This is a genomic window from Pseudomonas sp. SCB32 (assembly GCF_009189165.1).
In the GTDB taxonomy this organism is placed as follows: Bacteria; Pseudomonadota; Gammaproteobacteria; order Pseudomonadales; family Pseudomonadaceae; genus Pseudomonas.
Map to the genome: position 1 here is coordinate 3,323,257 of NZ_CP045118.1, position 26,963 is coordinate 3,350,219.

Annotated in this window: 23 protein-coding genes and 2 pseudogenes; 19 read left to right on the forward strand and 6 right to left on the reverse strand. The window is 67.2% G+C overall.

The window, feature by feature from the left end; genetic code table 11:
- The first annotated feature begins 6 nt into the window (after positions 1 to 6).
- The 16 genes and pseudogenes from paaC to GA645_RS29300 form a co-directional block, all read left to right on the forward strand.
- Positions 7 to 768 (forward strand): 1,2-phenylacetyl-CoA epoxidase subunit PaaC, encoded by a 762-nt coding sequence (gene paaC / locus GA645_RS15270; RefSeq protein ID WP_152223861.1) that lies wholly within the window; start codon positions 7 to 9, stop codon positions 766 to 768.
- Positions 755 to 1,288 (forward strand): 1,2-phenylacetyl-CoA epoxidase subunit PaaD, encoded by a 534-nt coding sequence (gene paaD / locus GA645_RS15275; RefSeq protein ID WP_152223862.1) that lies wholly within the window; start codon positions 755 to 757, stop codon positions 1,286 to 1,288. Before paaC ends, paaD begins: the two co-directional genes overlap by 14 nt.
- Before the next feature lie 25 nt (positions 1,289 to 1,313).
- Positions 1,314 to 2,390, forward strand: coding sequence for a 1,2-phenylacetyl-CoA epoxidase subunit PaaE (paaE, locus tag GA645_RS15280; RefSeq protein WP_152223863.1), 1,077 nt, complete (start codon positions 1,314 to 1,316; stop codon positions 2,388 to 2,390).
- 323 nt (positions 2,391 to 2,713) lie between these two features.
- A complete protein-coding gene (gene paaZ / locus GA645_RS15285; protein ID WP_152223864.1) occupies positions 2,714 to 4,765 on the forward strand; it encodes a phenylacetic acid degradation bifunctional protein PaaZ in 2,052 nt (683 codons plus the stop codon).
- Positions 4,766 to 5,473: 708 nt separating this feature from the next.
- Positions 5,474 to 6,625, forward strand: a complete 1,152-nt coding sequence (locus tag GA645_RS15290) for an amine dehydrogenase large subunit (RefSeq protein WP_152223865.1) — start codon at positions 5,474 to 5,476, stop codon at positions 6,623 to 6,625.
- Between the two features lie 14 nt (positions 6,626 to 6,639).
- On the forward strand, positions 6,640 to 7,179 hold the full coding sequence (locus tag GA645_RS15295) for a MauE/DoxX family redox-associated membrane protein (protein WP_152223866.1): 540 nt from the start codon (positions 6,640 to 6,642) through the stop codon (positions 7,177 to 7,179).
- Between the two features lie 3 nt (positions 7,180 to 7,182).
- The gene (mauD, locus tag GA645_RS15300; RefSeq protein ID WP_152223867.1) at positions 7,183 to 7,812 is read left to right on the forward strand and encodes a methylamine dehydrogenase accessory protein MauD; all 630 of its coding nucleotides are present in this window, start codon (positions 7,183 to 7,185) and stop codon (positions 7,810 to 7,812) included.
- Between the two features lie 21 nt (positions 7,813 to 7,833).
- Positions 7,834 to 8,355 carry a methylamine dehydrogenase light chain gene (locus GA645_RS15305; RefSeq protein ID WP_152223868.1) on the forward strand — a complete coding sequence of 174 codons (522 nt, stop codon included), beginning with the start codon at positions 7,834 to 7,836 and terminating at the stop codon, positions 8,353 to 8,355.
- Between the two features lie 7 nt (positions 8,356 to 8,362).
- Positions 8,363 to 8,887, forward strand: a complete 525-nt coding sequence (locus GA645_RS15310) for a cytochrome C (protein WP_152223869.1) — start codon at positions 8,363 to 8,365, stop codon at positions 8,885 to 8,887.
- A gap of 499 nt (positions 8,888 to 9,386) precedes the next feature.
- Positions 9,387 to 10,706 carry an amino acid permease gene (locus tag GA645_RS15315; RefSeq protein WP_152223870.1) on the forward strand — a complete coding sequence of 440 codons (1,320 nt, stop codon included), beginning with the start codon at positions 9,387 to 9,389 and terminating at the stop codon, positions 10,704 to 10,706.
- Entirely contained in the window at positions 10,699 to 11,973 is a 1,275-nt protein-coding gene (locus GA645_RS15320) for an aspartate aminotransferase family protein (RefSeq protein WP_152223871.1), read from the forward strand. Before GA645_RS15315 ends, GA645_RS15320 begins: the two co-directional genes overlap by 8 nt.
- Before the next feature lie 9 nt (positions 11,974 to 11,982).
- Entirely contained in the window at positions 11,983 to 13,017 is a 1,035-nt protein-coding gene (locus GA645_RS15325; RefSeq protein ID WP_152223872.1) for a phosphotransferase enzyme family protein, read from the forward strand.
- A gap of 92 nt (positions 13,018 to 13,109) precedes the next feature.
- Positions 13,110 to 14,057 carry a helix-turn-helix domain-containing protein gene (locus tag GA645_RS15330; RefSeq protein ID WP_152223873.1) on the forward strand — a complete coding sequence of 316 codons (948 nt, stop codon included), beginning with the start codon at positions 13,110 to 13,112 and terminating at the stop codon, positions 14,055 to 14,057.
- A 230-nt stretch (positions 14,058 to 14,287) separates the two neighbouring features.
- Positions 14,288 to 15,613, forward strand: a complete 1,326-nt coding sequence (locus GA645_RS15335) for a hypothetical protein (protein ID WP_152223874.1) — start codon at positions 14,288 to 14,290, stop codon at positions 15,611 to 15,613.
- A gap of 222 nt (positions 15,614 to 15,835) precedes the next feature.
- A pseudogene (locus GA645_RS29295) lies at positions 15,836 to 16,930 on the forward strand (chemotaxis protein); the annotation flags it as partial.
- Between the two features lie 390 nt (positions 16,931 to 17,320).
- A pseudogene (locus GA645_RS29300) lies at positions 17,321 to 17,836 on the forward strand (methyl-accepting chemotaxis protein); the annotation flags it as partial.
- 241 nt (positions 17,837 to 18,077) lie between these two features.
- On the opposite strand, the gene catA reads toward GA645_RS29300, so the two are convergent.
- From catA to hpaC, 4 genes are read right to left on the reverse strand one after another with little or no spacing between them, the layout of a single operon-like run.
- On the reverse strand, positions 18,078 to 19,010 hold the full coding sequence (gene catA, locus GA645_RS15345; protein WP_152223876.1) for a catechol 1,2-dioxygenase: 933 nt from the start codon (positions 19,008 to 19,010) through the stop codon (positions 18,078 to 18,080).
- Between the two features lie 36 nt (positions 19,011 to 19,046).
- Entirely contained in the window at positions 19,047 to 19,337 is a 291-nt protein-coding gene (gene catC / locus GA645_RS15350; protein ID WP_152223877.1) for a muconolactone Delta-isomerase, read from the reverse strand.
- Positions 19,338 to 19,350: 13 nt separating this feature from the next.
- The gene (locus tag GA645_RS15355) at positions 19,351 to 20,466 is read right to left on the reverse strand and encodes a muconate cycloisomerase family protein (protein WP_152223878.1); all 1,116 of its coding nucleotides are present in this window, start codon (positions 20,464 to 20,466) and stop codon (positions 19,351 to 19,353) included.
- Between the two features lie 13 nt (positions 20,467 to 20,479).
- Positions 20,480 to 21,004, reverse strand: a complete 525-nt coding sequence (gene hpaC, locus GA645_RS15360) for a 4-hydroxyphenylacetate 3-monooxygenase, reductase component (RefSeq protein WP_152223879.1) — start codon at positions 21,002 to 21,004, stop codon at positions 20,480 to 20,482.
- 296 nt (positions 21,005 to 21,300) lie between these two features.
- Between hpaC and GA645_RS15365 the strand changes: the two genes are divergently transcribed.
- Complete coding sequence (locus tag GA645_RS15365) at positions 21,301 to 21,942, forward strand: response regulator transcription factor (RefSeq protein ID WP_152223880.1); 642 nt, start codon at positions 21,301 to 21,303, stop codon at positions 21,940 to 21,942.
- A gap of 105 nt (positions 21,943 to 22,047) precedes the next feature.
- Here GA645_RS15365 and GA645_RS15370 read toward each other — a convergent pair whose 3' ends face one another.
- Positions 22,048 to 22,788, reverse strand: a complete 741-nt coding sequence (locus tag GA645_RS15370; protein WP_152223881.1) for an IclR family transcriptional regulator — start codon at positions 22,786 to 22,788, stop codon at positions 22,048 to 22,050.
- A gap of 91 nt (positions 22,789 to 22,879) precedes the next feature.
- Here GA645_RS15370 and hmgA point away from each other — a divergent pair, with 91 nt between their 5' ends.
- Together hmgA and fahA are read left to right on the forward strand one after the other, a co-directional pair.
- Positions 22,880 to 24,178 carry a homogentisate 1,2-dioxygenase gene (hmgA, locus tag GA645_RS15375; protein ID WP_152223882.1) on the forward strand — a complete coding sequence of 433 codons (1,299 nt, stop codon included), beginning with the start codon at positions 22,880 to 22,882 and terminating at the stop codon, positions 24,176 to 24,178.
- A 1-nt stretch (position 24,179) separates the two neighbouring features.
- Positions 24,180 to 25,484: a fumarylacetoacetase gene (fahA, locus tag GA645_RS15380; RefSeq protein ID WP_152223883.1), complete on the forward strand. Its 1,305-nt coding sequence runs from the start codon at positions 24,180 to 24,182 to the stop codon at positions 25,482 to 25,484.
- Between the two features lie 290 nt (positions 25,485 to 25,774).
- On the opposite strand, the gene GA645_RS15385 is transcribed toward fahA, so the two are convergent.
- A complete protein-coding gene (locus GA645_RS15385) occupies positions 25,775 to 26,818 on the reverse strand; it encodes a LacI family DNA-binding transcriptional regulator (protein ID WP_152223884.1) in 1,044 nt (347 codons plus the stop codon).
- Positions 26,819 to 26,963: the final 145 nt, after the last annotated feature.

Genomic DNA, 26,963 nt, shown 5'->3' on the forward strand with positions numbered 1-26,963 from the left:
CGTGCGATGAACCCGAAGAATGACAAGATCGAATACCTGCTGCGCCTCGCCGACAGCGCCCTGATCCAGGGCCAGCGCCTGTGCGAATGGTGCGGCCACGCCCCTGCGCTAGAAGAAGAACTGGCGCTGATGAACGTCGGCCTCGACCTGGTGGGCCAGGCGCGCAACTGGTACGAGTACGCCGTGGAACTGCTGGACGACGGCCGCGACGCCGACGCCCTGGCCTTCCGCCGCGACGAGCGCGCCTTCCGCAACCTGCTGCTGGTGGAGCAGCCCAACGGCGACTTCGCCGTGACCATCACCAAGCAGTTCCTCTATGACGCCTGGCACTTCCATGCACTGCACGCCCTGAGCGCCTCCAGCGACGAGCGCATCGCCGCCATCGCCGCCAAGGGCCTGAAGGAAGTCACCTACCACCTGCGCCGCTCCGCCGAGTGGATACAGCGCCTGGGCGACGGCACCGAGGAAAGCCATGCGCGCATGCTCGCGGCGGTCCCGCAGGTGTGGCGCTTCACCGTCGAACTCTGCAATGCCGACGAGATCGAGCAGCGCCTGTTCGCCGACGGCGTCGCACCGAACCCCGAAGAACTCGCCGCCGCATGGAAAGCCAAGGTCGCCGACATCTTCGCCGCCGCGACCCTGCCGCTGCCCGAGCCTGCGGTGAACTTCTACCTCAGCGGCCGTCGCGGCCTGCACACCGAGCACCTGGGCATCCTCCTGGCCGAGATGCAGTTCCTCCAGCGAGCCTACCCCGATGCGACCTGGTGAGCTGATTACCAGCGACCGCGGCGCCCGCGCCGGTACGGCTGACGACCTCAGCCACGCCTGGAGCGTGCTTGGTGCGGTGATGGACCCGGAAGTGCCGGTGGTCAGCGTGGTCGATCTGGGCATCGTGCGCGGGCTCGACTGGCAGGACGGCCACCTGCACGTGGTGGTCACCCCGACCTACTCCGGCTGCCCGGCCACCGAGGTCATCGAGCAGGACATCCAGCACGCCCTGGAGCACGCCGGCTTCGCCGCGCCGCAACTGGAGCGCCGCTTGAATCCGGCCTGGACTACCGACTGGATCAGCGACGACGGTCGCAAGGCGCTGCGCGACTACGGCATCGCCCCGCCGGCGGGCAGCACCAGCAAGCGCAGCCTGCTCGGCGAGACTCCGGAAGTGCGCTGCCCGCAATGCGGCAGCCTGCACACCGAGCAGCTCAGCCAGTTCGGCTCCACCGCCTGCAAGGCGCTGTACCGCTGCATCGATTGCCGCGAGCCATTCGATTACTTCAAGTGCATCTGAGCGGCGCCGCCGCCGGAGAAGAACAATGAGCAAATTCCATAGTTTGAAGATCAAGGAAGTGCGCGCGGAAACCCGTGACGCCGTGTCCATCGCCTTCGACGTCCCGGCGGACCTGGCCGACAGCTTCCGCTTCGAGCACGGCCAGCACCTGGTCATGCGCACCCAGCTCGACGGCGAGGAAGTGCGCCGCTCCTACTCCATCTGCAGCGGCGTCAACGACGGCGAACTGCGCGTGGCGATCAAGCGCGTGCCGGGCGGGCGTTTCTCCGCCTACGCCAACGAGGCGCTGAAGGTCGGCCACAGCCTGGAAGTCATGCCGCCGGCCGGTCACTTCAACGTCGCGCTGGACCCGGCGCGCCACGGTAACTACCTGGCAGTCGCCGCCGGCAGCGGCATCACGCCGATCCTGTCGATCGTCAAGACGACCCTGGAAATCGAGCCGCACAGCCGTGTCACCCTGCTCTACGGCAACCGTTCCAGCAACGCCGCGATGTTCCGCGAGCAGCTCGAAGACCTGAAGAACCGCTACCTGCAGCGCCTCAACCTGATCTTCGTGTTCAGCCGCGAGCAGCAGGACGTGGACCTCTACAACGGCCGCATCGACGCCGACAAGTGCGGCCAGCTGTTCAGCCGCTGGCTCGACGTGAAGAGCCTCGACGCCGCCTTCATCTGCGGCCCGCAGGCGATGACCGAGACCGTGCGCGACCAGCTCAAGGGCAACGGCATGCCGGCCGAACGCATCCACTTCGAACTGTTCGCCGCCGCGGGCAGCGAGAGCAAGCGCGAGGCCCGCCAGGCCGCCGCCGTGATCGACAGCGCGAAGAGCCAGATCACCGTGATCAGCGATGGTCGCGAGCTGTCCTTCGAGCTGGCCCGCAACAGCGTCAGCGTGCTCGACGCCGGCAACCAGCACGGCGCCGAACTGCCTTACTCCTGCAAGGCCGGCGTGTGCTCGACCTGCAAGTGCAAGGTGGTCTCCGGCGAAGTGGAGATGGACAGCAACTTCGCCCTGGAAGACTACGAAGTGGCGGCCGGCTACGTGCTGAGCTGCCAGGCCTACCCCATCAGCGACAGCGTCGTCCTGGACTTCGACCAGCTCTGAACTGGCTCTTCGTAGGATGGCGTAGAGCGAAGCGAAACCCATCGTTCCAGGGCAGCGGACTCCAGACAGCATGGGTTTCGCTCCGCTCTACCCATCCTACGCACTATAGGAACGCCCCATGGGCGCGATGGCGGGCATGGCCCGCCACCGCAGGCGAACGCCGATTTATCGAACGCTCCACCGCCAGCGGCCCACAAGGCCCCTGGCGGCCCTAATCCGGCGGCCCCGTCCCGCCACTGAACAACGCGCCGCCGACGCCCACCCGGCGCGGCGGTCACCGGCACCAGCCGGCCCCTTGCGTAGCGATCCGGAGGAAGACAACCATGGCCCAAGAGCCAATCCTGCAAAGTTTCATCGGCGGCCGCTGGGTCGGCCAGCATGGCGCCCAGGCGCTGCGTAGCGCGCTCAACGGCCAGACCGTCGCTCGCACCCACGAAGAGGCGCTGGACTTCGCCGAAGCCGTCGCCCATGCCCGCGAGCAGGGCCTGAAAGAACTGATGTCCATGGACTTCCAGCAGCGCGCCCAGCGCCTGAAGGCCCTGGCGATGTACCTGACCGAGCGCAAGGAACAGCTCTACGAGATTTCCCGCCACAGCGGCGCCACCCGCGCCGACAGCTGGATCGACATCGAAGGCGGCGCCGGCACCCTGTTCGCCTACGCCGGCGTCGGCGGCCGCGAGCTGCCGTCGGGCAACGTCGTCCACGAAGGCCCGGCCATCCCGCTGGGCAAGACCGGCAAGTTCGCCGGCAGCCACATCCTGGTGCCGCGCGGCGGCATCGCCGTACACATCAACGCCTTCAACTTCCCGATCTGGGGGATGCTGGAGAAGTTCGCGCCGAGCTTCCTCGCCGGCATGCCGTGCATCGTCAAACCGGCCACCGCCACCAGCTACATCACCGAAGCCGCCGTGCGCGTGATGCACGAATCCGGCCTGCTGCCGGCCGGCAGCCTGCAGCTGATCATCGGCGGCACCGGCGACCTGCTGGACCGCCTGCTGGGCCAGGACGTGGTGACCTTCACCGGCTCGGCCGACACCGCCGCCAAGCTGCGCGTGAACCCCAACCTGATCCGCAACTCGGTGCCGTTCAACGCCGAAGCCGACTCGCTGAACTGCGCCATCCTCGCCCCGGACGTCACCCCGGACGACGAAGAATTCGACCTCTTCGTCAAGGAAGTGGCCCGCGAGATGACCACCAAGGCCGGGCAGAAATGCACCGCCATCCGCCGCGCCATCGTTCCCGCCAAGCACATCGACGCCGTGGCCGAGCGCCTGCGTGACCGTCTGGCCAAGGTCGTGGTCGGTGACCCGTCGGTGGAAGGCGTGAAGATGGGCGCCCTGGCCTCCCACGCCCAGCAGTCCGACGTCGCCGAGCGCGTCGAAGCGCTGCTGAAATCCAGCGAACTGGTCTTCGGCGCCAAAGATGGCTTCTCCCCGCGTGGCGACAACGTCAACGAAGGCGCGTTCTTCGCCCCGACCCTGCTGCGCAGCCGCGATCCGCATGCCGAAGGTGGCGCCCACGACATCGAGGCCTTCGGCCCGGTGAGCACCCTGATGGCCTACGACGACATCGACGAAGCCATCGCCCTCGCCGCCCGCGGCAAAGGCAGCCTGGTGGCCAGCCTGATCACCCGTGATCCGCAGGTGGCGGCGAAAGTCGTCCCGGCCATGGGCGCGCTGCACGGCCGCCTGCACATCCTCGACCGCGAATCCGCCGCCGAATCCACCGGCCACGGCTCGCCGCTGCCGGTGCTCAAGCACGGCGGCCCGGGTCGCGCTGGCGGCGGTGAAGAACTGGGCGGCCTGCGCGCGGTGAAGCACTACCTGCAGCGCACCGCCGTACAGGGCTCGCCGACCATGCTGATGGCCGTCACCGGCGAGTACGTGCGCGGCGCCAAGGTCTACGAGACCGAGGTGCACCCGTTCCGCCGCCATTTCGACGACCTGAAGATCGGCGAGTCGCTGCTGACCCACCGCCGCACCGTCACCGAAGCCGACCTGGTGAACTTCGGCTGCCTGTCGGGCGACCACTTCTACATGCACTTCGACGAGCTGGCGGCGAAGGACTCGCAGTTCGGCAAGCGCATCGCCCACGGCTACTTCGTGCTCTCGGCGGCCGCCGGCCTATTCGTCTCCCCCGGCGTCGGCCCGGTGCTGGCCAACTACGGCCTGGACACCCTGCGCTTCATCAACCCAGTGGGCATCGGCGACACCATCCAGGCGCGCCTGACCTGCAAGCGGAAGATCGACCAGGGCAAGAAGAGCCCCAAGGGCGAGCCGCAGGGCGTGGTGGCCTGGGACGTGGAAGTGACCAACCAGCTTGGCGAGCTGGTGGCCAGCTACGACATCCTGACCCTGGTGCTCAAGCGCGCCTGAGGCTGGACAGTCTTATCTCCGGTGTCACCCTCGACCGGCCTTAGGGCCGGTCTTTTTTGCCTGTCGTTCGATGGAGAAAATCCTGCCTCCCCCGTAGGAGCGGGCCACGCCCGCGAAATCCATCGCGGCGGAATCCGCGTTGGTAGGTCTGCTCCGGTGTCTGCCGCCAACCTGCAGGACCAAGGGGGACGCCCAGTCCTTGCTCGCGAACCGCCCAACACCGATGCCACCGGGAAACTCCGTTCGCGAGAAAGCTCGCTCCTACAGAAGGCGCCTGCGTAGGGCGTACAACCGTTCGCGGTTGTACGCCGATACACCGTGCCCCACCGCCAACGCCAGAGCCGAACACGGAGCGCCCTGAAACCAAGGCCAAACGGCGTATAACGTCGAACGTTATACGCCCTACGCTCCTGCCCCCTCTGGCAGAAAATCAAACCCCTTCACATCACCCCGCTACAGCGCCGCAAAGATTCCCCAAGCCCCGCGCCAGCGTGCTCTACAGTCATCTAGACCAGTCGCAGCGCGCCCCGGACAGGCACGCCATTCGCCTACCCGCCAAGCGTGACCATTCAGGCGGCGGTGGCACGGCCAGACAACCGATTGGCACGCAGAACAATTCCCCCGCACCCGGTCGCGGGCAGACTTGATCCGTAGAACCCTGCCACCTCTGACGCTCCGCAATTCCAATAAATCCAGGGAGTCCACCTGATGCGAATAAACAGGATCCTCGCCAAGACAACACTGGCCCTCGGCGTGGCGCTTGCTTGCGTGCACGGCGCCTTCGCCGACCTTCCGGCCGACAAGGGCGTCGGCCAGACCACCCTTCCGTTCCCGCCCAGCCCGCACCGCGCGTATGTGGTCGATGTCGAGTTCGACAGCTTCGTTGCCGGTCGCGTGACCGTGATCGATGCCGACCAGAAGCGCCTGCTGGGCATGGTCAGCACCGGCTTCGCCGCGCCTTCGACCCTGAGCCGCGACGGCAAGCTGCTGTACAGCGCCGACCTGTTCTATTCGCGCGGCACCCGTGGCACCCGCACCGACGTGCTGACTGCCTGGAACACCTCGACCCTGTCGCCTGACTGGGAAGTGGTCATCCCGTCCAAGCGCGCCGAGTCGCTGACCCAGCGCTTCGGCATCGGCACCAGCACCGATGACCGCTTCGTCTACGTCTACAACTTCACCCCGTCCACCTCGATCACCGTGGTCGACACCAAGGCCAAGTCCGTCACCAGCGAAATCGCCATCCCCGGCTGCGTGCTCAGCTACCCGGTCGGCAAGCGCGGCATCGCCTCGCTGTGCGGCGACGGCAGCATCCAGCTGGTAACCCTCGGCGACGATGGCAAGGAAACCGCCCGCACCCGCACGCCGTTCTTCTCCCCGGACAAGGAAAAGCTCAACGAGCGCGCCGTGAACGTCGGCGACACCTACTACTTCACCACCACCACCGGCACCGTGCGTGGCATCGACCTGTCCGGCAAACAGCCCAAAGTGCTGCCCGAATGGTCGCTGGTCACCGACGAAGAGCAGAAAGCCGGCTGGGCGCCGGGTGGCTGGCAGCTGATGGCTATCGCGCCGAAGCTCGACCGCCTCTACGTGCTGATGCATGACAAGCACGAGCCGATGAAGTGGGAAGACCCGAGCCCGATCATCTGGGCCTTCGACCTGAAGACCCACAAGAAGGTCGGCACCCTGGAAGGCAAGGCGCCGATCTGGAGCCTGCAAGCCACCAGCGACGAGAACCCGCTGCTGCTGGGCATCAACGTCGAGGGCGGCGTGGACATCTTCGACCTGAAGACCGGCAAGCTCACCGGGACCATGGAGAAGCTGCAGAAAACCGCGACTCAGATCATGAGTCACTGAGCGAGGCACAGCTCATGAACATCGACCCCATCTACGTCATCGCCAGTGCCGTCTCCATCTCGGTGATCCTGGCCAACGCCGCGACCCACAAGTTGCGCGCGCCGGGCCGTTTCACCCGGCAACTGGAAGACTACCAGTTGCTGCCCAAGGCACTGCTCAAGCCAGTCGCCCGCGGCCTGCCGCTGCTGGAAATCGGCGTCGCCTTCGCCCTGCTGGTTCCGGCCAGCCGGGCGGGCGCGGCACTGGTCGCCGCCCTGCTGCTGGCGCTGTACGCCGCCGCCATCGGCTTCAACCTGTGGCGCGGCCGCCGCGACATCGATTGCGGCTGCTCCGGCCCCGACCAGGCGCAACCGCTGCGCCCGGTGCTGCTGGCACGCAACGCCATCCTGGTCGCCCTGGCACTGGCCGCCGGCCTGTCGCCGCAGGCCCGCGAACTCGGTCTGTTCGACGGCTTCGTGGTCATCGCCGCCAGCGCCACCGCCCTGCTCATCTATGCCGCCGCCGAAGGCCTGCTGTCCAACGGCCCCCGTCTGTTCAAACTTATTGGAAGGTGAACCATGGAAGCTCTGATCGTTTCCAACATCCTGCTCTGGGCACTGCTGATCGCCCTGGCCTTCGCTGTCATGGGTCTGGTTCGCCAGATCGGCGTCCTCCACTCGCGCCTGGCTCCGGCCGGCGCTCTGATGGTCGACAAGGGCGTCGCGGTCAACGAGCCCGCACCCCAGGTCACCGCGGCTGATCGCAATGGCCGTCCGGTCAACTTCGGCTACGCCGGCGGGAAAGCCCAGCTGCTGTTCTTCCTCTCGCCGACCTGCCCGATCTGCAAGTCGCTGCTGCCGGCGATCAAGTCCATCGCCAAGCAGCAGGCCGACCGCCTGGAAGTGGTCTACGTCAGCGATGGCGACATGGATGCCCAGCAGGCGCTGATCCGCGAGCACAAGCTGGAAGACGCGACCTACGTGGTAGGACCTGAAGTCGGCATGACCTACCAGATCGGCAAGCTGCCCTACGCGGCGCTGATCGATCAGAACGGCATCCTGCGCTCCAAGGGCCTGGTCAACTCCCGCGAGCACCTGGACAGCCTGTTCGAGGCCGAGCACCTGGGCAGCGCCACCCTGCAGCAATACCTGCACGGCCATGCCCACGCGCACGACCACAGCCACGACACTCCACACTCCCACGCATAACGATAACGAAAGGAGACCCCCATGAAACTCCTCGACCTCCTGTTCGAGCGCTCCGCCCGTCACGTGGCCGACACCACTTCCCGCCGCAAGCTGCTCGGCCGCCTCGGTTCGCTGATGGTCGCCGGCGCCGCCCTGCCGGTACTGCTGCCGATCGACCGCACCAGCAAGGCGCTCGCCGCCGAAGCGCCCAAGGCCGGCGATCCGGGTGACCCGAACAGCTGCGACTACTGGCGCTACTGCTCGATCGACGGTTTCCTCTGCTCCTGCTGCGGCGGTAGCGTGACCTCCTGCCCGCCGGGCACCGAGGCCTCCCAGGTGACCTGGATCGGTACCTGCCGCAACCCGTCGGACGGCAAGGACTACATCATTTCCTACAACGACTGCTGCGGTAAGCACAGCTGCAACCAGTGCGCCTGCACCCGCAACGACAGCGAGGAACCGGCCTACCGTCCGTTCAACAACAACGATGTGAACTGGTGCCTGGCCGCCAAGTCGCACATCTACCACTGCACCGTTTCGATCATCCGCGGCGTCGCGGTGTGAGGCGCCCATGCGCTCGCTACTGATCGTCGGACTGGTCTGCGCCATGGCGGCTCCGCTCGCCATGGCCCGGGCCATCCCCAACCCGAACCAGAAACACGCTCCGGGCAACGAATCGCCGCAGACTCCGATTGCCCAGGCGCACTACAGCACGGCGGTGAACTACCAGCTGCAGTGCGCCGGGTGCCACCTGGGCGATGGCGAAGGCTCGGCGGCCAACGATACGCCGCGCATGAAGGGCTTCGTCGGCAACTTCCTCAAGGTGGACGGCGGACGCCAGTTCCTCGTCCGGGTGCCGGGGATGTCGCAGTCGGCGCTCAGCAACGCGCAGCTGGCGGAGCTGATCAACTGGATCATGCGCGAGGACGGCATGGCCGGTAAGAGCATGCCGGCGAACTACCAGCCGTACACCGAGCAGGAAGTCGCGGCGATCCGCCACGAGGCCATGCTCAACCTGCCGTCGACCCGCGCCGGGCTGATCAGCCAGATGCGCGCGCAGGGCATCGTCATCGACGACGGCATCAGCAAACCCTGACTCCTTTGGTCTCTTGTAGCCCGCCTCTGGCGGGCTTTTTTTTGCGCATGCTGTATCGATGCTCCATGACCCGGTTCAAAGCAGCCTGTAGAAGCAACGTCTTTGGGGTATTCGCTGCGCTCACCCTTCGGGCCGAACTGAAGTGCGTTCAGCGCAAGCGCTGGCCCGAAGGGGGATCACCCAGAAAACAACGCAGGAGCAAGCCTGCCCGCGAACCGCCGGCAAGGCCGGCGCCACCACCGCTCCCACAAAAACCGCGCCGCGACTTTGCGCATTTCTGATATCGCCCCACCCCGCGCCCTTCGTACCTTTTCCCTGCCCGCCGCACATCACGGCAGGCGCGTGCAACCCCCATAAAACAACAAGAAGGGCCCGTTCCATGACTCCACGTATCCAACCCTCGGCACCCGCCGAACACCTCCCTTGCCCGCTGCGCTCCGGCGCGCGCGGCTGACTGCCGTTCACCACTTCGATCAATTACAGGCAAGGGACAACCACCATGCTCAAACAAGGCGTACTTCGCTGGCCCCAGATCGCCGGGCTCGGCATTTCACTGGTCATCGCCGGGCAGTTCTCCGGCTGGAACTACGGTCTGGCCAGCAGTGGCTGGGCCAACATGCTCGTCGCCACCCTGCTGATGGCCGTGCTCTGCGGCGGCCTGGCGCTCTGTGTGTGCGAACTCTCCACCGCACGGCCGCATGCCGGCGGCGTGTTCGCCTACGCGCAACTGGCCTTCGGGCCCTTCGTCGGCTACCTGGTCGGCGCCGCCTGCGCGCTCGCGCTGACCATCGGCACCGGCGCTGCCGCCAACTTCCTCGCCGCCTACATGGAGTCGGTGTTCGGCTTCGGCGGCTGGCCGGTGCGCATCGGCCTGTTCGCGTTGATCATCGGCATCCACATCATCGGCGTCGGCGAAGCCCTCGGGCTGACCCTGCTGGCCGGCGCCGTGGCGGCCATCGCGCTGCTGGCCTTCGGCGGCGCCATGCTGCCCCACGTGCACTGGGAAAACCTGCTGCCGACCGCTGGCAGCGCGCTGCCGGGCGTGAGCGTCGCCGGCGTGTTCGCCTGCGTGCCCTTCGCCATCTGGATGTTCATCTGCCTGGAGCAGGTCGCCTCCGCCGCCGAAGAAGCCGCCGACCCAGGCCGCAGCATGCCGCGCGGAATCATCGCCGCCGTCGGCACCCTGCTGCTGACCGCCCTGACCGTGGTGATCAGCGCGCCGGGCGCGGCCGGTGTGGAAGTGGTCGGCAACGCGGGTGATCCGCTCTACGCCGCCATGACCCACGGCGGGCTCTACGGCGAGCGCGACTGGCTGCCGCTGCTGGTCGGCTCCGGTGCCGTGTGCGGCCTGCTGGCGACCTTCTTCTCGGTGGTGTTCTCCGCCTCCCGCCAGCTGTTCGCCCTGGCCCGCGACGGCTTCTTCCCCGCCGCGCTGGCCCGCACCAATCGCCGTGGCGCGCCCTACGTCGCCCTGCTGGTGCTGACTGTGATCGGCCTGCCGCTGACCCTGGTGCCGCCGGAAAAACTCCTGCTGTGCATCGTCCTGCTGCTGGGCAGCTGCCACCTGGTGCTGTTCGCCGCTTACCTGCGCCTGCACCGCAGCCAGCCGGGCCTGGTGCGCCCCTTCCGCCTGCGCGGCGGCCCGGTCGTGGCAAGCGTCGGCATGCTGCTGACGCTGGTGGTGATCGCCGCCTGCTTCCAGCTGGAAGTGGCCATGCTCAGCGCACTGGCCCTGGTGGTCGCCGCGCTGATCCTCAATTACCTGCTGCGCGCCGCCACCCGCGCCGGCAAGCCTCTGGAGAATGCCGAAAATGTCTGAACCCACCCTGCTGCAACGCCGCCACCAGGTCATGGGCGACGCCTCGCCACTGTTCTACGACGAACCGCTGGAGCTGGTGAAAGGCGAAGGTGTCTGGCTGATCGACGCCGCCGGCAAGCGCTACCTGGACTGCTACAACAACGTGCCCTGCGTCGGCCACTGCCACCCCAAGGTGGTGGCGGCCATGGCCGAACAGGCGGCGACGCTGAATATCCATACCCGCTACCTCAACGAACGCGTGGTGCGCTACGCCGAGAACCTCACCGCGACCTTTGCCGAACCGCTGGACAGCCTGATGTTCACCTGCACCGGCAGCGAGGCCAACGAACTGGCCCTGCGCATGGCGCGCTTCGCCACCGGTAACAAGGGGGTGATCGTCAGCGACTACAACTACCACGGCAACACCACCAGCCTGGCGGCGGTGACCACCGCGCTGCCCAGCTCCGAGCCGTTCTCGCCCCATGCGCGGGCCGTGCCGATCCCCTGCCTCTACCATGCCGACGGCACGCCCGAGCAGGTCGCCGACTGTTACCTGGCCAAGGTCGCCGAAGCCATCGCTGAACTGCAGGCGGCAGGCGTCGGCCTCGCGGCCATGCTGATCGACACCCTGTTCGCCAACGAAGGCATCCCGCGCCTGCCGGCCGGCTACCTGGAGCGCGTCGCCAAGCTGGTGCGCGCTGCCGGCGGCCTGCTGATCACCGACGAGGTGCAATCGGGCTTCGCCCGCACCGGCGACCACATGTGGGGCCACCAGTCGCACCCGCTGGTGCCGGACATCGTCACCCTCGGCAAACCCATGGGCAACGGCTTCCCCCTGGCGGGCGTGGTGACCCACCGCGAGCGCGTGGAGACCTTCGGCCGCAGCAATATGTACTTCAACACCTTCGGCGGCTCGCCGGTGGCTGCGGCCGTCGGCCAGGCGGTGCTGGACGTGATCGCCGAGCAGGACCTGCAAGGCAACGCCCGGCGCCAGGGCGCGAAGCTCAGCGCCGAACTGCACCGCCTCGCTGAGCGCCATTCGATCATCGGCGACGTGCGCGGCCAGGGCCTGTTCTTCGCCGTGGAGCTGGTACGCGACCGCGCCAGCCGCGAGCCGGCCGGCATCGAGGCCCGCCGCATCGTCAACATCATGCGCCAGCGTGGCGTGCTGATCAGCAAGATCGGCGGCGACGACAACATCCTCAAGATCCGCCCGCCGCTGGTGTTTGAAGCCGAGCACGGCGAGCGCTTCATCGACACCCTGGACCAGGTCCTGAGCGAACTCTGAGGAGCCACCATGAACGACTTTTCCAAGGCTTGTTTCGCAGAGCTTGATCACGACCAGCAGATCGCCTGCCTGCGCGACCTGGCGCTGGATGCCCTGCGCCACTGGGACGGCGATTTCGTCGGCCTGGAACTGCTCAAGTACCGCGAGAACGCGGTGTTCTGCGCCACCCGCAGCGACGGCACGCGCAGCGCCCTGCGCGTGCATCGCGGCGGCTATCACAGCGAAGCGGCGCTGCGTTCGGAGCTGACCTGGATGGAGCAACTGGCCGCCGGCGGCATCGGCGTGCCGAGCATCATCCGCACCCGCAGCGGCGAACACCTGGCCGAGGTGCGCAGCGCCGCGCTGGAAGAGCCGCGCTTCGTCGACATGCTCGGCTGGCTCGGCGGCAGCACCCTGGGCTCCGCCGAGCAGGGCCTGAGCGCCGAGGGCGATATCGAGGCGCTGTTCCACCAGGCCGGCGCCGTGGCCGCGCGCATCCATCTGAATTCGGCCCAGTGGCGCCAGCCCAACGAGTTCACCCGGCACGCCTGGGACGAGGAAGGCCTGGTGGGCGCCAACCCGTTCTGGGGGCGCTTCTGGGAGCTCGACCTGCTCAGCGACGCGCAACGCGACCTGCTCCAGCGCGCCCGCCAGGAAGCGCGCCTGGACCTGCGCCGCTACGGCCGCGGCCTGGGCAACTTCGGCATGATCCACGCCGACCTGGTACCGGAGAACCTGCTGCTCGAAGGCGGCGAACTGCAGCTGATCGACTTCGACGACGCCGGCTTCGGCTGGCACATGTTCGAGCTGGCCACCGCGCTGTACTTCTGCCTCGATGATCCGCGCCTGGCGCAGATCCAGGCGGCGCTGCTGGCCGGCTACGACTCGGTCAAACCGCTGTCCGTCGCCGACCGCGCCGCGTTGCCGCTGTTCCTCGCCCTGCGCGGCACCACGTACCTGGGCTGGGTGCACACCCGGCGCAACAGCGAGACCGCTCGGGAACTGGCGCCCATGCTGATCGAGCGTGCCTGTACACTGGCCAGCGCCTACCTCGCCGGCCGCTGAATCTGGCAGCCAGCTGCAAGCCCCTGGCGCGCAGGGACAAGCCTGCGCGCCAGTGCTGACCGATACTCGGCGCACAACCGAGGTGAACCGCCATGACCGGCATAGCCCGCCACCAGGCAACTGACTCCGATGAACTGGCCTGCGCCCTCGCCGGCTGGAGCCAGGACTACACCCAGCTCGGCCACGGCCGCCTGCAGGCGGAGCTGCTGCATGTGCAGCTGCCCGACGCCTCGCTGATCTACGAGCACTCCAACCTGCACCTGCAGGAGAACATGGCGCCGCCCGCCGGCCACCTGGTGATCGGTATCCCCCTGCGTGCCAACGGCGATTCACGCTTTAACGGCCAGGCCCTGCACGACGACACCCTGCTGGTGCTCCAAGGCGGCCGCGAGCTGGAAATCTGCGCCGCCGGGGAAATGCACATGCTCGGCCTGACCTTCAGCCAGCCGCAGCTGGAACGCCTGCTCGGCGCCGAGGAGCGCGAGCTGTTCGAGCGCGCTCTGGAGCAGCGGCGATTGCAGCTTTCGCCGACCGGCGCGGGTGAGCTGCGGCGCAGCCTGTGCGACGCCATCGCCACTTTCGAAAGCGAGCCCTGGCGGGTGGCCGACCCACAGCAGGCCGGCCATGCCGTCGACCGGATGGTGAGCCACGTGCTGCAAGCGCTGGAGGAAATCCTCCCCGGCAGCGACCGCGAAGGTGCGCCGCGCTCACTGCAGCAACATCGCCGGCTGGTGCTGGCGGCCATCGAGCGGATGCAGGCGGACCTGTCCGAACCGCTGTCGCTGCTGGAGCTGAGCCAGAGACTGAACACCAGCCAGCGCACCCTGCAGTACTGCTTCCGGCAGATCTGCCAGAGCACGCCGCAGCAGTTCTTCCTCAGCCTGCGTCTGGCCGAGGCGCGGCGCAGGCTCAAGCAGGAGCCGCAGCAGAGCATCACCCACCTGGCGCTGGACCTGGGCTTCGCCAGCTCCAGCCATTTCTCGGCCCTGTACAAGCGTCTCTACGCCGAACAGCCGTCGCTGATCTCCCGCGCACGCTGAAGACTCTTCCTCCCTTGTAGGAGCGGGCCATGCCCGCGATCGCGCCCATGGGGCGCTCCTACAGAGTTCGCCGTCATGGGTCCTCCGACGTGGGGGACCGGGCCCCGCCGATCTGGCAATCACACACAATCACTTGGCAGACAGGAGCAACGGCGCAGGGCCACCCCTTACTTAGCATCGGCAGAAGTCACATCCCCCCAATCGACAATAACGAAACGGATGCCTTCACCATGACCCACGCCGCCGTGCTGCGCCCCACCCTGCTCGCCCTGCTCATCGCCGGGGCAGGCCCCGCCAGCGCCTACCAGCTCTACGCCGACGACGACACCCACCTGAACGCCAACCTGGAAGCGACCTTCGGCATCTTCCACAGCCAGGAGAACTATGCTCCGAGCGGCAGGCTGAGCGAGGGCTCGTCGTCCTGGCGCGAGGGCTACCTGAAGTACGGCCTGAGCTTCGACAAGGGTCTGGCCGGCGTGGGCACCACCTATGGCGCCTTCGGCCTGCTCAGCTCCGGCACCTGGGGTGATGGCGATGCCGCCGGCTTCACCGACGGCACCGAACGCACCACCAAGATCGAAGACGCCTCCCTCGGCTGGCGCTCCGGCAAGCTGTTCTCCGCCCTGGGCGACGACGGCGTGGACCTCTCCTTCGGCCGCCAGAACATCGTGGTCGGCGACGGCTTCCTGATCGACGGCGACGCACTGAACCTCGGCAAGGGTGTGGCCGATGGCGAGTTCAACCGTGGCGGCGCCTACTACCTGGCGGCGCGCAAGAACTTCGACGAAACCGCCGTGCTGCGCCTGGGTGGCAAGGAGGGCTGGCGCAGCGACCTGATGTGGCTGAAGTCGGACAACCGCGCCCAGGCCAAGTCCGAACTCTACGTCGGCACCCTGGAGCACGTGGCCAAGGAAGCCACCGTCGGCCTGACCTACATCGACGTCACCGACATCGACGAGGAATACGCCTCGCCCCTGCAGCTCGACCGCAAGGACATGAAGACCTACAGCCTGCGCGCCACCGGCAATGCCGGCGTGGAGAACCTGTTCCTCTCCGGTGAATACGCCGAGCAGGACAAGCGCCATGTCGACAACGAGAACGCGTGGTACCTGGAAGCCGGCTGGACTTTCAAGGACGTGGCCTGGACGCCCGGCGTCAGCTACCGCTACAGCCGCTTCTCGGAGAACTACGACACCCTGTTCTACGGCTTCAGCCGCGGCTACGGCACCTGGTTCCAGGGCGAGGTGGCGGGCAACTACGCAGGCCCGTTCAACAGCAACAGCAAGATCCAGCAGCTCACCTTCAAGGTCGCTCCGCTGGAGAACCTGAACCTCGGCGCCATGCTGTTCGACTTCAAGACCCTCGACAAGAACCTGGGCAACACCGACGGCCACGAATTCGACCTGTACGCCGAATGGGGCGTCACCCAGAACCTGATGGTGATGCCGCTGATCGGCCTCTACCAGCCGGACAAGAGCGCCGAGCAAGGCGGCACCCAGCTCGGCAACAACGACACCAACCTGTACAGCCAGGTGGTCTTCTCCTTCATGTACTGACCACGGTCGCGCATGACTCCACGGGGTGGTCGCCGCAAGGCGCCGCCCCGTTCCTGTTTCTGCATCAGGTGCCATCCCATGCCCCTTCCGACCCTGAATATCCAGAGCAAGATCGTCCTGCTCGCCAGCCTGTGCCTGATCCTGGTGGTCACCCTGCTGGTCGGCCTGTCGCTGTACCAGAACCAGCTGAGCACCACGCGCGTGAAGGACGCCAGCCGGCAGATGCTGGCCAGCGCCGCGCAAACCAACCTGCAGGCCCAGGGCAAGGTGCAGGCGCTGCAACTGCAACGCCTGTTCCTGCGCACCTACGACTATGGCCAGGGCCTGAGCCGCCAGCTGCTGAGCCTGCGCGCCCAGGCGGCACGCGGCGAGATCGACGCGCGAACGTTGCGCCAGCGCCTGACCCACGAGCTGCGCGACGCCATCGCCGGCAAGGCCGACCTGCTCGGCCTCTACCTGGTCTTCGAGCCACAGGCGCTGGACAAGGCCGACGCGCAGTTCCACGGCAACGCCGAGGCCGGCAGCAACGAGACCGGGCGTTTCTCGGTCTACTGGGTACGCGGCGAAGGCGGCGCGCCGACGCCGGTGATCGGCGACGAGAAGACCCTCTCCGACACCTCCCCCGGCCCCAGCGGCAAGCCCTACAACGCCTTCTACACCTGCCCGCGCGACAGCCGCCAGGCGTGCGTGCTCGACCCTTACAGCGACGATGCCTCCGGCACCCGCCGGCTGGTCACCAGCATCGCCTTCCCGCTGCTGGAAGACGGCCAGGTGATCGCCGTGGTCGGCCTCGACATCAGCCTCGACAGCCTGCAGCAGAACGCCCGGACCAGCGCCGCCAGCCTGTACGACGGCAGCGGGCGCATCAGCATCCTCAGCCCTGCGGGGGTAATTGCCGGTAACAGCCAGGACGCCGCCAGCGTCGGCAAGCGCCTGCACGACGTGCAACCGGCCAGGGCCAACGATCTGCTCGCCGCGCAGCAGCGCAACCAGCCGTTCACGCTCAGCGATGCCGAGCAGATCCAGGTGCTCGAACCGCTGGAACCGATCACCGGCGCCGCGCCCTGGGGCGTGCTGCTCAGCGTGCCGCACGCCACCCTGATGGCCCCGGCCGTCAGCCTGCAACGCGCCATGGATGACGAACGTGCCCACGGTTCGATGGTCGAGTTCGGTGTCGGCCTGCTGCTCAGCCTGCTCGGCATCGCCCTGGTCTGGCTCACCGCGCGCGGCGTCACTCGCCCGCTGCTGCGCCTGGCCGGCATGGTCGAGGACATCGCCGACGGCGACGGCGACCTCACCCGCCGCCTCGACTACAGCCGCCGCGACGAGCTCGGCCGGGTCGCGCAGGGCTTCAACCGCTTCCTCGACAAGCTGCAGCCGGTGATGGGTCAGCTGCAGGGCGCGGTGAGCGACACCCGCGCCACCGCCGACCAGTCGGCTGTAGTCGCCCGCGAAGCCAGCGACGGCATGCAGCAGCAGTTCCGCGAGATCGACCAGGTGGCCACGGCGTTGCAGGAGATGTCCGCCACCGCCCAGGACTCCGCGCGCAACGCCGCCCAGGCCGCCGCAGCCGCCAGCCAGGCCGACCACGCGGCGCGCGAAGGCCTCGACGTGATCGCCCACGCCACCCACGGCATCGGTGAACTCGCCCAGGGCATGACCGCCGCGATGAGCCAGGTGCAGGCCCTGGCCGAACGCAGCGAGCAGATCGGCCAGGTGCTGGAGGTGATCCGCTCCATCGCCGAACAGACCAACCTGCTCGCCCTCAACGCCGCCATCGAAGCCGCCCGCGCCGGCGAACAGGGCCGTGGCTTCGCCGTGGTTGCCGACGAGGTGCGCGGTCTGGCGCAGCGCACGCAGAGTTCGGTGGAGGAAATCCGCCAGGTCATCGCCAACCTGCAGAGCGGCACCCGCGAGGTCGCCCAGGCCATGCACGGCAGCCACGGCCAGGCGCAGCACAACGTCGGCCAGGTGCAGCAGGCGGTGGAGGCGCTGCAACGCATCGCCAGCTCGGTCAACCTGATCAGCGAGATGAACCTGCAGATCGCCAGCGCCGCGGAGGAACAGAGCTGCGTCGCCGAGGAGATCAACCGCAACATCGAAGCCATCCGTGACGTGACCCATTCGCTGTCGGGGCAGGCGGAGCAATCGGCGCAGGTCAGCCACCGGCTGAATGAGATGGCGGATTACCAGCGGCAGTTGATTCAGCGGTTCAGGGTTTGAGGCGCCGATAGCGCCGGCGGTTGGCAGGACGAGCTCTTGCAGGAGCGAGCCATGCCCGCGATAGCCCCGTTCACAAGAGCTTCGCGGGCATGGCCCGCTCCTACGGGTGCCTCTTTGGAGGGATTGATGAGGGGCGGCAATCGGCGGGACAAGCTTTCGTAGGAGCGGACTCCGTCCGCGATAGCCCTGGTACAAGAGCATCGCGGACGGAGTCCGCTCCTACGGGAACATCACAGCGATATCAGGCGCCTTGCACCTGCAACGCACGGGGACGCTGGCTGCGCTGTTCGGCGTCGGTACCCGCCGCCTTCTGCAGCTGGAAGCTGAACTGCAGGTCGGCATAGCGCCCCTTCACACCGCGCACGCCGTCCTCGCGGAACTCCACTTCGCCCACCAGTCCGTCACGGGTGGCGTAGGCGAAGTCATCCCACAGGTACTCATCGCCCGACAGGTTGATCTGGGTGGTCAGGTGGCGATAGCCCGGCGCCGAGATGAAGAAGTGGATATGCGCCGGGCGCTGGCCATGACGGCCAAGCAGGTTCAGGGCTTCCTGGGTGGTGCCGGTCGGCGGGCAACCGTAGCCGCTCGGCACGATGCTGCGCGCCTTGTAGCGGCCCTGGGCGTCGGTGACGATGCGGCGGCGCAGGTTGAACTGGGACTGGCTCTGGTCGAAGTAGGAGTACATGCCCTTGGTGTTGGCGTGCCACAGGTCGACGGTGGCGCCGGCGATGGGGTTGCCGTCCAGGTCCAGCACCTGGCCTTCGAGGAACATCGGAGTGGCGACGCCCTCCTCGCTGCCATCGTCCATGCGCGCTTCGCCCTGGGACAGCGGCGCGCCAGCCACGTACAGCGGGCCTTCGATGGTGCGCGGGGTGCCGCCGGTGAGGCCGGCCTGTTCGTCACGGGCGTCCTGCAGCAGGTCGAGGAAGTGCTCGAGCCCCAGACCCGCCACCAGCAGGCCGGCTTCCTGGCCGGCGCCCATGCGATTGAGGTAATCCACTGCCTTCCAGAACTCGTCGTCGGTGACCTGCATGTCCTCGATGATGCGCACGGCATCGATGAGGATGCGGTTGATCAGCGCCTTGAAGCGCGGGCTGCCCTGGTCGTTGCCATAACCCGCGGCTTCCTCGAAGAACTTCTGGATGTCGGCGGACTGGGAAATCTTCACGGTCATTCGGCTTACCTCGTCTTGTTGTTATCTGGGGTGGAGTCAACGGTCGTCGGAATGGATCGAGGACGGGTGGCGGCAGAGCCCATCCACCTCGATGTCCATGTAGGGGAACAGCGGCAACTGCATCAGGGTGTCGTGCAGTTCCTCGACGCTGGCGAGGTCGAACACGCTGTAGTTGGCGTAGTGCCCGGCGATGCGCCACAGGTGGCGCCACTTGCCCTCACGCTGCAGGCGCTGGGCCAGTTCCTTCTCGTCGGCCTTGAGCTGGGCGGCTTTTGCCGGGTCCATGTCGAGGGGCAATTTCACGGTCATCTTCACGTGGAACAGCATTGGGTTTTCTCCGTTAGTGGCGGGCGAAACGCGCCAGGCGCTCTTCGTCGAGGCTCAGGCCAAGGCCGGGCGTGCGCGGCACGTGCAACTGGAAGTCGCGGTATACCGGCGCTTCGGTGACGATTTCCTCGGTGAGCAGCAGCGGGCCGAACAGCTCGGTGGCCCAGGTGAGTTTTTCCAGGGTGAGGAAGGCGTGGGCCGAGGCCAGGGTGCCGACCGCGCCTTCCAGCATGGTTCCGCCATACAGCGCGATGCCGGCCGCCTCGGCGATCTGCGCGGTGCGCAGCACGGCGCGCGGGCCGCCGTTCTTGGCGATCTTCAGGGCGAAGATGCTGGCCGCGCCGTCGGCCGCGAGGCTGAAGGCGTCGGCCACACTCTCGATGGATTCGTCGGCCATGATCGGCGCCGGGCTGCGCTGGTTCAGGCGCACCTGGCCGCTGCGATTGATGCGCGCGATGGGCTGCTCGATCAGGTCGATGCCGTTCTCGCCGAGCACCTGGCAGCCGCGGATGGCCTGGGATTCGTCCCAGCCCTGGTTGACGTCCACCCGCACGCTGGCGCGCTCGCCCAGGGCTTTCTTGATCGCCACCACATGCTTGAGGTCCTGCTCCAGCGGGTTGGCACCGATCTTCAGTTTGAAGATGCGATGCCGGCGCAGTTCCAGCATCTGCTCGGCTTCGGCGATGTCGCGCGCCGTGTCGCCGGAAGCCAGGGTCCAGGCCACGTCCAAGCTGTCGCGTACACGGCCGCCGAGCAGTTCGCTGACCGGCAACCCCAGGCGCTTGCCCTGGGCGTCGAGCAGCGCGGTTTCCACCGCCGAGCGGGCGAAGGTGTTGCCCTTGATCGACTTGTCCAGGCGCTGCATGCAGGCGTTGATGTTGCTGGCGTCCTGGCCGACCAGCAGCGGCGCGAAGTGCGCGTCGAGGTTGGCCTTGATGCTTTCCGGGCTCTCGTTGCCGTAGGCCAGGCCGCCGATGGTGGTGGCTTCGCCGAGGCCTTCGATGCCGTCGGAGCAACGCAGGCGCAGGATGACCAGGGTCTGCTGCTGCAGGGTGTGCATCGCCAGCTTGTGCGGGCGGATGGTCGGCAGGTCGACGATGATCGATTCGAGGCGTTCGATGCGGGTCATGCTCACTCCGGAGTCAGCGGGCGCACTGCGCCGCCGCGGCGGTGCGGTCGACGCGGTGGAACAGGCGGTTGAAGTAGACGAGGCTGTCGCCCTGCTCGCGCACGGAGACCTGGTCCAGCTCGACGAACATCACCGAGTGGGAACCCACTTCCTTGCACTCGCTGATCCGACCGCCGAGGGTCACCAGGGCATCGCGCAGTACTGGCGTCTGCGGGCAGGCGCTGTCCCACAGGTCCCAGGCGAAACGCTCTTCCATCGGCACGCGGGTCATCCCGGCGAAGTGCCGCGCCAGTTCTTCCTGCTCGCCGCGCAGCACGTTGACGCAGAGGTAGCCGTTGTCGCGGAACACGTCGTGGCTGGCGCTGTTGCGGTTGATGCAGACCAGCACGGTCGGCGGCGAATCGGTGACCGAGCACACCGCGCTGGCGGTGATGCCGCAGCGCCCGCCGGGGCCGTCGCTGGTGATGATGTTCACCGCCGCCGGCAGCTGGGCCATGGCGTTGCGGAAGTCGATCTGGGTCTGGCTAAGGTCGGCCATCTCGGCACCCTTCCTCTCGGGGGACCACACGCAAAGCGGTCCGTGGCTGATGGAACGAGAGTAAGCGCCGGGGCCAGGCGGCAATATTCAGACGATCCCCATGCCGGAGGGAGATCGCCGCTAGTCATCTAGGGGGTTTCTTTATCGTCAGCGAGGAATCCAATGGTTATCCTGCATGGCAGGCCGCTGAAAACCGCATGCATTCCAATGCCGCAGCAAGGTTTCAACGGCCCGCCAATGACGTGCCTTGCGCCCCTCGGGGTGAAAAATAATTAGAAACGCCGTGGTAGCCCGAAATGGAAACCCGTAAACCCGTTGTGTACATCGTCGACGACGACAAGGACCTGCGCACCTCGCTGGCCTGGTTGCTCGAATCGGTCAGCGTGCAGGCCCTGTGCTTCGCCGGGGCCGATGAATTCCTCGCCCATTACGATCCCGACCTTCCGGCCTGCCTGGTTGTGGACGTGCGCATGCCGGAAACCAGCGGCTTCCAGCTGCAGGAAATCCTCAACGAGCGCGGCATCGCGCTGCCGACCCTGTTCGTCTCCGCCCACGGCGACATCCCCATGTCGGTGAAGGCGATGAAGAACGGCGCCATCGATTTCGTCGAGAAGCCCTACAACCCGCAGCAGATGCTCGAACGCATCCAGGCCGCGCTGAAGGACGCCGTGCAGGTCCACGCCGGCGCCACCCAGCGCCAGCAGCTGCAGGGCAAGCTCAACCTGCTCACCGGCCGCGAACGCGAAGTACTGGGCATGGTGATCGACGGCAAGGCCAGCAAGGTCATCGCCCGCGAGCTGAACATCAGCGTGAAGACCGTCGATGTGCACCGCACCAAGATCAAGGAAAAGATGGGCGTGTCGAGCATCGCCATGCTGGTACGGGAAGTGCTCGACCTGGGTGGTAAGGATGCGCCGCCCAAGCAGGTTGGGCGGTAATTGCAGGACCGAGGGGGACGCCCAGTCCTTGCTCGCGAACAGTGACTCCCGGCGGCTCCGGAGCTGGGCGTTTCGCGAGCAAGCTCGCTCCTACGAAGAGCAGGTTCAGACCTCCCCGCCCATCCGCAAACTGATCTCCCGCGCCGCCTCCAGCAACACCCGCGCCGCCTCGCCATGGGGATCGGCCGAAAAGCTCGCCTCCGACCCCACCACGGTAATCACCCCCGCCAACTCGCGCCCGGTAGCGAACAGCGGCACCGACAGCGCATTCACCCCCGGCATCAGCAGCCCGTGGATCGAATGCAGCCCATCGGCCCGAATGCTCTCCAGCACCGCCTGATCCGCGCCCTCCTCCAGCCCCGCCCGGAACGCCGCGAACACCAATCCGGTGGACGACCCATGTACCGGCAGCACCGACCCCATCTGGGTCACCAGCGTGACCATCCCCTGCGCCGGCTCCACCTGCACCACGGTCGGCCCGTGGCTGCCCCAGATGGCCAGGAAGCAGGTCTGCCCCAGGTTGTCTCGCAGCTCGGCCAGCGCGGGACTGGCGACCTTCACCACATCCAGCCGGCGGATCGCCGCGAGCCCGACATAAAGCGCCTCGCGGCCCAGCCCATAGTGATTGGTGACCGGGTCCTGCTCGGCGAACCCACTGGCGATCAGCGCCTGCAGGTAGCGGTGGACCTTGGCCGCCGGCATCTCCAGGTACTCGCCCAGGCGCTTGAGCGAGGTGCTCGGTGCCAGGTCCGCCAGGGCCTTGAGGATCTCGGTGCCGACCTCGGCGGACTGCACCTTCTTGCCCTTCGTCGGGACGGACTCTTCCGCTTCGTTCTTGGTCTTCAACTTAAAAGGACTCCCTGGTGGGCTTGACGGCTTGCCACCATGAAATTACGTTATTCGTAATTGAATTACGAATAAAAAGAGTGAAACCACCATGACCTCCTCCCGCGCCCCGGCCTACCTGTCCGGATTCGGCAACGAATTCGCCAGCGAGGCCCTGCCCAATGCGCTGCCCGTCGGGCAGAACTCGCCGCAGCACGTGCCCTACGGCCTGTACGCCGAACTGCTTTCCGGCACCGCCTTCACCGTGCCGCGCAGCGAGGTCCGGCGCACCTGGCTGTACCGCATCCGACCGTCCGCCGCGCACCCGCGCTACGAACGCCTGACGCGGCAGATCACCGGCACCGCCCTGGGCCCCGTGACGCCCAACCGGCTGCGCTGGAACAGCTTCGAAATGCCGGAGGAGCCTACCGACTTCATCGACGGCCTGCTATGCATGGCCGCCAACGCCGAGGCGGAGGCTACCAGCGGCGTCAGCATCTATGCCTACCGCGCGAACATCTCCATGAGCCGGGCGTTCTTCAACGCCGACGGCGAGCTGCTGATCGTGCCCCAGGCCGGTCGCCTGCGCCTGGTCAGCGAACTGGGCGTGCTGGAGGTCGAACCGCTGGAGATCGCCGTGATCCCGCGCGGCATGCGTTTCCGTGTGGAACTGCTGGACCGCACCGCCGCCGGCTACGTGGCCGAGAACCACGGCGCCGTCCTGCGCCTGCCCGATCTCGGCCCCATCGGCAGCAACGGCCTGGCCAACCCGCGCGACTTCCTCACCCCGGTGGCGCACTACGAGGACGCCGAAGGCCCGGTGCAACTGGTGCAGAAATTCCTCGGCGAACTCTGGGCCACCCAGCTCGACCACTCGCCGCTGGACGTGGTCGCCTGGCACGGCAACAACGTGCCCTACAAGTACGACCTGCGCCGCTTCAACACCATCGGCACGGTGAGCTACGACCACCCCGATCCGTCCATCTTCACCGTGCTCACCTCGCCCAGCGACACCCACGGCATGGCCAACATGGACTTCGTGATTTTCCCGCCGCGCTGGATGGTGGCCGAGAGCACCTTCCGTCCGCCGTGGTTCCACCGCAACCTGATGAACGAATTCATGGGCCTGATCCAGGGCGTGTACGACGCCAAGGCCGACGGCTTCGTCCCCGGCGGCGCCTCGCTGCACAACTGCATGAGCGCCCACGGCCCGGACAACGCCACCACCCGCCAGGCGATTGCCGCCGACCTGAAACCGCACAAGATCGATCACACCATGGCCTTCATGTTCGAGACCGGCCGCGTGCTGCGCCCCAGCCGCTTCGCCCTCGACTGCCCGCAACTGCAGCGCGACTATGACGCCTGCTGGAGCGGCATGCAGAAGACCTTCGACTCTTCCCCGGAGCAATAAGATGAGCGTCTCCCACAACGCACAAAGCTGGATCGAATCGGCCAACGGCCACCCGGACTTCCCCCTGCAGAACCTGCCCCTGGGCGTGTTCAGCCCGCCGGGTGATTCGGCGCGCGGCGGCGTCGCCATCGGCGACTACATCTTCGACCTGAAGACCGCCTGCGAAGCCGGCCTCTTCCACGGCGCCGCGCACCAGGCCGCCGTGGTTGCCAGCGGCGACAGCCTCAACGCCTTCTTCGCCCTGGGCGGCACCGCCCGCCGCACCCTGCGTGAAGCGTTGATCGGCCTGCTCAGCGAAGGCAGCTCCGAGCAGAAGCGCATGGAGCACCTAGGCGCCCGGCTGCTCAAGCCCCAGGCCGCGTGCCGCCTGCACCTGCCGGCGAAAGTCGGCGACTACACCGACTTCTACGTCGGCATCCACCACGCGAAGAACGTCGGCAAGTTGTTCCGCCCGGACAATCCGCTGCTGCCCAACTACAAGTACGTGCCCATCGGCTACCACGGCCGCGCCTCCACCATCGTGCCCTCCGGCAGCGAAGTGCGCCGCCCCAACGGCCAGACCCTGCCCGCAGGCGTCGACGTACCGGTATTCGGCCCCTGCGCACGCATGGACCTGGAGCTGGAACTGGGCATCTGGATCGGCCAGGGCAACGACCAGGGCAAGGCCATCCCGATCTCCGGCGCCGCCGGGCATATCGCCGGCTTCTGCCTGCTCAACGACTGGTCCGCCCGCGACGTGCAGGCCTGGGAGTACCAGCCGCTCGGCCCCTTCCTGTCGAAAAGCTTCGCCACCACCATCTCGCCCTGGGTCGTCACCGCCGAGGCGCTGGAACCCTTCCGCACCGCCCAGCCGGCCCGCCCGGAAGGCGACCCGCAGCCGCTGCCCTACCTCCATGACGAGGCCGATCAGCAGTACGGCGCGCTGGATATCGAACTGGAAGTGTTGCTGCTCACCCCGCGCATGCGCCACGAGCACCACGCGCCGGAGCGCATCGCCCTGAGCAACACGCTGAACATGTACTGGACCGTGGCGCAGATGGTCGCCCACCACAGCGTCAACGGCTGCCGCCTGCAACCGGGCGACCTGTTCGGCTCCGGCACCCTCTCCGGCGAAACCCCGGACAGCTTCGGCAGCCTGCTGGAACTGACCACCGGCGGCAAACAGCCGGTGGTACTGGGTAACGGCGAGGAACGCCGCTTCCTCGAAGACGGCGACGAAATCATCCTGCGCGCCCGCTGCCGCCGCGACGGCTACCCGTCGATCGGCTTCGGCGAATGCCGTGGGCGGATTCTGCCGGCGCATTGATGCACCGCGCACCGTAGGATGGCGTAGAGCGTAGCGAAACCCATCGATCCCATGCACCGACCGCATGGGTTTCGCTGCGCTCTACCCATCCTACGGACTACGCACCGCTTCCCAGGCGCCGTATGCTCCCGTAGGAGCAACTGTCTTCTGGGCTCCCGCGTTCGCGGGAGTGACGGAGTTATGCACTGTCCTCCGCACCCGTCATCCCCGCGAACGCGGGGACCCAGAAAACAACGTAGGAGCGGACCTTGTCCGCGAAAAGCGCCCGCAGGGCGCTCCCGCCAACGCCCTCAACTACTCTCCCGCACCATCAACTCGAACCCCAGGTCCATCACCGGCTCGCTCACCGCCTTGTCGTTGATCAGATCCAGCAGGCGCTCCGCCGCATGGGTCCCGATGGCCTTGCGCGGCGTGCGGATGCTCGACAGGCGCGGCACCATGAACTCCGAGCTGGGCAGGTCGTTGAAGCCCAGCACCGCCACTTGTTCTGGTATCCGAATGCCGTGGCGCATGGCCTCCAGCAGCGCGCCCTGGGCCAGGTCGTCGTTGCCGAAGAAGATGCCTTCCACCTGCGGATGGCTGGACAGCAACTGGCGGAACAGTTCGCCGCCCAGGCCGACCGACGACGGGCGCGGCGTCAGCACTTCCAGCGCCGGGTCGTAGCAACCGGCCTGCTGCAAGGCACGACGGAATCCCTCTCCGCGCAGCAACGTGCGCTGGTCCAGTTGCGCGCCGATGTAGGCCAGGCGTTTGCGCCCACCCTTGAGCAGATGCCTGGCTGCCGCCTCCCCCGCACGAATCTGCGAGAAGCCCACGCAATGCAACCCCGCGCCGGGGTCCAGGTCCATCATGTACACCGCCGGCACGCCGCTGGCCTCGATCATCCGCCGGGCGCTTTCGGTGCGGTCGAAGCCGGTCAGCAGCAGGCCGCGCGGCTGGTACGCGAGGTAGTTGCGCAGCAGGTTCTCTTCTTCGTCGCGGGAGTAGTGGTAGTTGCCGATCAGCACTTCCAGCCCGCGCGGGTGCATCACCGCGTGGATGGCTTCGAGGGTCTCGATGAACAGCTGGTTGGCCAGCGAGGGCACCAGCACCACGATGTTGTGGCTCTGCTTGGAGGCCAGCGCGCGGGCGGCGGGGTTGGCCACGTAGCCCAGTTCGGCGGCGGCCTGACGGACTTTTTCCGCCAGTTCCGCGGCCACCGTGCTCACCCCGCGCAGAGCGCGCGAGGCGGTAATCGGGCTGACGCCAGCGCGACGTGCGACCTCGTCGAGAGTGGGTCGGCCGGTGGTTCGGGAGCTTCTGTCGTTCTTCTTGTCTTTGTTCTGGGCGGTCATCGGGCGGCTTGCCAAACAAAAATCGAGGCACTAAGGTAGCGCTGTCTCGCGAACAGGGCAATTGCCTGAGACCGGCCCCACCGGTCCCGCCCGCCGGCCCCTTGCTGCCCTCAGTGCAGCACCGCCGAAGCCGCCAGACAGACCG

Coding starts and splice junctions, on each gene's coding strand:
- GA645_RS15295 (WP_152223866.1), top strand. CDS start 6,640: ATGAACATCGACCCCATCTACGTCATCGCCAGTGCCGTCTCCATCTCG.
- paaD (WP_152223862.1), top strand. CDS start 755: ATGCGACCTGGTGAGCTGATTACCAGCGACCGCGGCGCCCGCGCCGGT.
- GA645_RS15385 (WP_152223884.1), bottom strand. CDS start 26,818: ATGACCGCCCAGAACAAAGACAAGAAGAACGACAGAAGCTCCCGAACC.
- GA645_RS15315 (WP_152223870.1), top strand. CDS start 9,387: ATGCTCAAACAAGGCGTACTTCGCTGGCCCCAGATCGCCGGGCTCGGC.
- catA (WP_152223876.1), bottom strand. CDS start 19,010: ATGACCGTGAAGATTTCCCAGTCCGCCGACATCCAGAAGTTCTTCGAG.
- hpaC (WP_152223879.1), bottom strand. CDS start 21,004: ATGGCCGACCTTAGCCAGACCCAGATCGACTTCCGCAACGCCATGGCC.
- GA645_RS15290 (WP_152223865.1), top strand. CDS start 5,474: ATGCGAATAAACAGGATCCTCGCCAAGACAACACTGGCCCTCGGCGTG.
- GA645_RS15310 (WP_152223869.1), top strand. CDS start 8,363: ATGCGCTCGCTACTGATCGTCGGACTGGTCTGCGCCATGGCGGCTCCG.
- GA645_RS15320 (WP_152223871.1), top strand. CDS start 10,699: ATGTCTGAACCCACCCTGCTGCAACGCCGCCACCAGGTCATGGGCGAC.
- GA645_RS15335 (WP_152223874.1), top strand. CDS start 14,288: ATGACCCACGCCGCCGTGCTGCGCCCCACCCTGCTCGCCCTGCTCATC.
- GA645_RS15355 (WP_152223878.1), bottom strand. CDS start 20,466: ATGACCCGCATCGAACGCCTCGAATCGATCATCGTCGACCTGCCGACC.
- mauD (WP_152223867.1), top strand. CDS start 7,183: ATGGAAGCTCTGATCGTTTCCAACATCCTGCTCTGGGCACTGCTGATC.
- paaE (WP_152223863.1), top strand. CDS start 1,314: ATGAGCAAATTCCATAGTTTGAAGATCAAGGAAGTGCGCGCGGAAACC.
- paaC (WP_152223861.1), top strand. CDS start 7: ATGAACCCGAAGAATGACAAGATCGAATACCTGCTGCGCCTCGCCGAC.
- GA645_RS15330 (WP_152223873.1), top strand. CDS start 13,110: ATGACCGGCATAGCCCGCCACCAGGCAACTGACTCCGATGAACTGGCC.
- catC (WP_152223877.1), bottom strand. CDS start 19,337: ATGCTGTTCCACGTGAAGATGACCGTGAAATTGCCCCTCGACATGGAC.
- GA645_RS15305 (WP_152223868.1), top strand. CDS start 7,834: ATGAAACTCCTCGACCTCCTGTTCGAGCGCTCCGCCCGTCACGTGGCC.
- GA645_RS15325 (WP_152223872.1), top strand. CDS start 11,983: ATGAACGACTTTTCCAAGGCTTGTTTCGCAGAGCTTGATCACGACCAG.
- paaZ (WP_152223864.1), top strand. CDS start 2,714: ATGGCCCAAGAGCCAATCCTGCAAAGTTTCATCGGCGGCCGCTGGGTC.
- fahA (WP_152223883.1), top strand. CDS start 24,180: ATGAGCGTCTCCCACAACGCACAAAGCTGGATCGAATCGGCCAACGGC.
- hmgA (WP_152223882.1), top strand. CDS start 22,880: ATGACCTCCTCCCGCGCCCCGGCCTACCTGTCCGGATTCGGCAACGAA.
- GA645_RS15365 (WP_152223880.1), top strand. CDS start 21,301: ATGGAAACCCGTAAACCCGTTGTGTACATCGTCGACGACGACAAGGAC.